The organism is Geobacillus sp. LYN3, assembly GCF_003064505.1.
In the GTDB taxonomy this organism is placed as follows: Bacteria; Bacillota; Bacilli; order Bacillales; family Anoxybacillaceae; genus Parageobacillus_B; species Parageobacillus_B toebii.
The window spans coordinates 1,719,593-1,724,777 of the sequence record NZ_QCWL01000001.1; the positions used below are offsets into that span (position 1 = coordinate 1,719,593).

The window sequence follows — 5,185 nt, forward strand, 5'->3', positions numbered from 1 at the left end:
CAAGGAGTCCGGTTCATGTCTCCTTTTTTGTTTAGTTGTCAATTTATGTCAGTGAATTTGCTCATCTACAGTTATATAGTTTTAAGTGCAACACAATGTAAATTATGCTAACTAAAAAATAAATCTTATACATTTGTCGTTACTATCAAGATTTTTATTTTACATAAAAAGACGTAACAGTGATTAATGGACTAGATGGTTTCACCTTTTTTTAGTGCCAAAGCCTCTCTAAATCTTTGAGAATGCACAATCTCTCGTTCTCGTAAAAATTTTAGTGCATCCTGTGTTAAAATGTGCGTAAGTTAGAATATTGAAAAAAGCTTTATAGGTTCTTTATTTGTTTATTAACTTTTAGCAATTATGTTTATCATGTTGAATGTCTTGTTATTCTGAAAAATATTTTTCGTGGCAAAAAGAGGTTTTTTTTTATTTTGTGCGGTAATATATTTTTAGTACAAGGGAAAGGAGGAATTAGATGGAAACGGTCGTCCGCACGAAGGCGAAGCGGAAACGGTGGAAAACGGTATTATGGAGTGCGTTAGCCGCTATTTTCATGATTGCGGCAGGAGGCGTGATGTTTGCAAACGGTTACATCAATCACTCGCTTCCGCAAACAAAGGGAGAGCTTTCTGCACCGGGATTAATGGCAGAAGTGAAAATCGTTCGGGATGAAAACGGTGTTCCGCACATTTCCGCAAAAAATGAGCATGACTTATATTTTGCGCAAGGTTTTATTCAGGCGCAGGACCGTCTGTTTCAAATGGATTTAAGCAGACGGCAGGCCTCCGGTCAATTGAGCGAAGTCATTGGCGAGGCAACGGTCAAACGCGATAAATTTTTCCGTACGCTCGGGCTGCGCCGCGCCGCAGAAGCGTCTTATGCTGCGTATAGCGAAGAGATGAAAAGTGTGCTGCGAGCGTTTGCGGACGGAGTGAACGCGTATATAGCGTTTGCGAAAAAAGAAGGAAAGCTGCCGATTGAATTTCGGCTGCTCGGCTATGAACCGGAAAAATGGACTCCGATTGATTCACTAACGATTGGAAAGTATATGGCCTTTGACTTAGGCGGCCACTGGCAAGGGCAGGCGTTTCGCTATTGGGCGCTTGCAAACCTTCCGAAAGAAAAAGCGTATGACTTATTTCCTTCCTATCCGAAAGATGCCCCAATGATTTTGCAAGCATATAAAGATGTACAACTGTCCGTTGAAAAAGCGTTTGCATCCGCTGTCATCCCGCCGGCGTTTAACGGCAGCAACAACTGGGTAATCAGCGGCAAGAAAACAAAAAGCGGAAAACCTCTTTTGGCGGATGACCCGCACTTATCGCTAAGCACCCCATCGATCTGGTATCAAATGCACTTACAAGCCCCGACGGTTAACGTTAGCGGCGTTATTTTCGCAGGAATTCCCGGCATCATTTTAGGACATAACGAACACGTAGCATGGGGAGTGACGAATACAGGGCCGGATGTGCAAGATTTGTATATCGAAAAAAGAAATCCAAACAACAAACATCAGTTTTTGTATAACGGAAAGTGGGAAGACGCGACGGTTGTCAAAGAACCGATTAAAGTAAAGGGTGGCAAAACGATTCCATATGAAGTGACGATCACTCGCCACGGTCCAGTTATTTCTGATTTTGCATATGAATCAAAAGAAAACACCGTTTTCTCCCTCCGTTGGACCGCGTTAGACCCATCAACCGAACTTCAAGCAATTTTAGAAATAAACAAAGCAACAAATTGGAACGAGTTTGAAGAAGCGCTCGAACATTTCCACGCCCCGACGCAAAACTTTGTGTTTGCCGCGAAAGACGGAACGATCGCCTATAAAGCGAATGGGAAAATACCGATTCGCAAAAAAGGAGACGGCCTTCTTCCAGTTCCAGGCTGGACGGATGAATATGAATGGGAAGGGTTTATTCCTTTTGACGAGCTGCCACGCGCTGTGAATCCAGAGAAAGGGTTTATCGCCACGGCAAATAATAAAGTGATTGGTGACGACTATCCGCACCATATCAGCCATCATTGGGCGCAGCCGTACCGTTACATGCGAATCGCACAAGTGCTGGAAAGCAAAAATGATCTCACGATCGAAGATATGAAAGCGCTGCAAATGGATCAAAAAAATTTATGGGCGGAAGAGTTTGTGCCGGTTTTCTTGCAGGCATTAGCCAATGAATCATTAAAAGGAATCGATAAAAAGGCGATTGAACAGCTGCGGCAATGGGATTATGTCGACCGTAAAGACGATGCCGCGCCGCTTATTTTCCATCTTTGGATGAAAGAAATTCCTAATGTGTTATTCAAGAAAGATATTCCTTCCGAAATCGATAAGTTGTTTGAAGGAAAACAGGCGGTTGTCGATGAATTAATTCGCAAGGCGGCAAACGGAGACGACTCACCGTGGTTTACGGAAAACGGCGGGTTTGCCCGTGTATTATCGACCTCATTGCATCATGTCACCGAACGGCTGCAGAAGCAATACGGCGACGATCCATCTAAGTGGAAATGGGGGGATTATCACCAACTCTACTTTGCGCATCCAATGTCCAATTCATCCCCGCTATTGAAATTTTTCTTGAATCGGGAAAAGCCGATTCCTGTCGACGGAAGCCAAGTAACGGTGCAAGCGGCATCCTTTACGAATGATGGCATTGTCAACCATGGCGCTTCATGGCGGTTTGTCATCGACATCAGTGATATCGAACATGGTTATCATATTGTCGGTCCTGGCCAGGCTGGCCATTTTCGCAGCCGCTGGTACCACGACCAAATCGATGATTGGGTGAATGGAACCTATCATGTGACAACGTTAGGGAAAGTGGAAAGCAGGGATACGCTGCTTTTAAAACCGAAAAAATAAGGTCCAGTTAAAAGGAAGTGGTTCAATGAGATTCATCCACTATTTCATCATCGCAGCCATCCTTTTTTCTTTATCCGCATGCAGCAAAGAAGAAAACGAACAGATACAAGGATATGAATCTAAAAAAGAGGAAGAAAAAGGGATAAGCAGGTGGAAAGAAGCCCCAGTGAAAGTAAAGGAAACGATCATAAACAATATTGATTGGAAAGTAAGCCCTGTTTTTCGATCAGGGGGCTATCGAATGAGGGGAGTGCCTAATAAAGTCGGCTTTATCGATGCGCCGTTTATCGCCAATAAAATCGATAAATACATGTGGCATTTCTGGGGAGAATCCATTCCAAAAGGAGAGTTGACAATAGTTGCCGTAAAAGAAGGAAGTAAAGACATCGCTCCTGCGTTAATGCAAGATGGGATCAGCGTTTGGACAACGAACGTTCCGGGAGGTCCAAATAACGGAGCGGACGCCCATTTGCCATCCAATATGAGGCTGAGCGAACCAGGCAAGTGGGCATTGCTTGTCTATCTGGGAGATGCGTTTTTGGATTATGTGGTTATCGAAGTGAAATGATCTATTTCGTATTTACATCCTTTCCCAATTGAACAGGGAAAGGATGTTTGTGTTTACCAGAAAGACCAGCTAGTTGTCGCCAACATACCGCCGCAAAACGCGGTCGACTGAACTTCCGTATGTTTCCCCGAATAAGTTCAAATGCACAAGCAAATAGAAAAGCTGATATAATTGTTTTCGTTCGTGATAATCGGAAGAAAGCGGCATGAGTTCGTTATATGCCTCATAAAAGCGGCTAGGGAATCCGCCGAATAGTTCGGTAAAGGCGATTTCAAATTCATAGTGTCCGTAAAATACAGCGGGATCAATCAAATACGGAACGCCGTTTGCGCCAACGATCCAGTTTCCGCCCCAAAGATCGCCGTGCAGTAAAGATGGGGAGCACGTTTCAGGAAGCCATCGTTCAAGAGAAGCAAGGAGCTTCTCCAGCTTGTTTCTTCTGCGCGCTGGCATTCGCCCCTTTTGTTCGGCAAGTTCGATTTGCGGAAGCAGGCGGCATTCTCGGTAATAGTCGACCCAGTTTTCATACCATCCGTTTTTTTGGGGCAATAGCCCAATATAGTTGTCTTCCACAAACCCAAACGAAGGACCGTAACATTGATGAAGACGTGCGACGGCATAGCCGAGTTGTTCCGCGGTCTTGCTTGTTTCTTCTCCTTCAACCCATTCAAGAATAAGAAAGCCATAGTCATTTGTTTCTTTGACGCCATAAACAGAAGGAACGTTGATGGCATTCTCCTTGCGAAGCGTCTCAAGCCCTGTCGCTTCGCATTGGAAAAAGCGAGGCGGAAGGGAATGGCGGATTTTCACAAAGTACGGCTGCCGCTCGCTTTGGACGAAAAACGCCTCGTTAATATCTCCGCCGTATACCCGTTTGTATTGCAAGATGGCCGATGAATCGCCGATGTGTTGAAGCGCCTCAATGATAATCGTTTCCGTTTTCATCCATCATTCCCCGCTTTCTGCTCACGATCAATGTCGCGCAGGACGTCTCCGATTTTCCGCTCATGAATGACGATATCCGCTATGTCATCCAATTCCGTCGGCTCCCAGTTTACAATGACGACTTTCGCACCGTTTCGTTTGGCAACAAGCGGCAGCTGATTAGCGGGCGATACTTGAAGAGAAGAACCAAGCACGATCAATAAATCGGCTTTTTGCGCCGCCTGCCATGCTTGTTCAATGGCGTCTTCCGGAAGCATTTCTCCAAACAGGACGACGGAAGGCCGCAAAAAACCGCCGCAGTCGCACTCAAATTGGTTGCGAAGATATACTTCACTGTCTAATGTGTTTCCGCATCGCTGACAGTGGACCGTCCGCAGCGAGCCATGCAGTTCAATGACATGGAGGCTGCCTGCTTGCTGGTGAAAGCCGTCCACATTTTGCGTAATGATCTGTTTAATCAGCCCGCGCCGTTCCCAATCGGCTAAAATGGCATGTCCTTCGTGCGGCTTACACGATCGCAATGTACGGATACGGTATTGGTAAAATTCGATAAATGCTTCACGATGATGTTCAAGAGCGTAGGTGCTTGCTAATTGTTGCGGATTAAAGCGATTCCATAAACCCGTCTTAGCCGAACGGAAGTCAGGGAGTCCGCTTTCCGTGGACATGCCCGCTCCTGTCAAGACTACGGCGTGGCGCGATGATGTTAGCCATGAAGCAATCATGTTATTCCTCTCCTTTACAAGAATAACTGCTACGAAAGCCCGTGACTTTAGTCATCGGGATGAAGTGGCTGAATAATAAAATTA

4 protein-coding genes and 1 pseudogene are annotated in these 5,185 nt (G+C 45.4%); 2 read left to right on the forward strand and 3 right to left on the reverse strand.

Annotated features, from left to right (window positions below; translation table 11 throughout):
• Window positions 1–191: 191 nt before the first annotated feature.
• Window positions 192–284 (reverse strand): annotated as a pseudogene (locus DCC82_RS08975) (spore coat protein CotJC); the annotation flags it as partial.
• Window positions 285–475: 191 nt separating this feature from the next.
• On the opposite strand from DCC82_RS08975, the gene DCC82_RS08980 reads away from it, so the two are divergent.
• The gene (locus tag DCC82_RS08980; protein ID WP_097354422.1) at window positions 476–2,863 is read left to right on the forward strand and encodes a penicillin acylase family protein; all 2,388 of its coding nucleotides are present in this window, start codon (window positions 476–478) and stop codon (window positions 2,861–2,863) included.
• A gap of 25 nt (window positions 2,864–2,888) precedes the next feature.
• Entirely contained in the window at window positions 2,889–3,431 is a 543-nt protein-coding gene (locus DCC82_RS08985) for a DUF4871 domain-containing protein (protein ID WP_097354423.1), read from the forward strand.
• Between the two features lie 69 nt (window positions 3,432–3,500).
• Here the strand turns inward: DCC82_RS08985 and DCC82_RS08990 are convergent, their stop codons facing one another.
• Window positions 3,501–4,376, reverse strand: coding sequence for a fructosamine kinase family protein (locus DCC82_RS08990; protein WP_097354424.1), 876 nt, complete (start codon window positions 4,374–4,376; stop codon window positions 3,501–3,503).
• Window positions 4,373–5,101: an NAD-dependent deacylase gene (locus DCC82_RS08995; protein ID WP_097354425.1), complete on the reverse strand. Its 729-nt coding sequence runs from the start codon at window positions 5,099–5,101 to the stop codon at window positions 4,373–4,375. The genes DCC82_RS08990 and DCC82_RS08995 overlap by 4 nt, the downstream gene beginning before the upstream one ends.
• Between the last annotated feature and the right edge of the window lie 84 nt (window positions 5,102–5,185).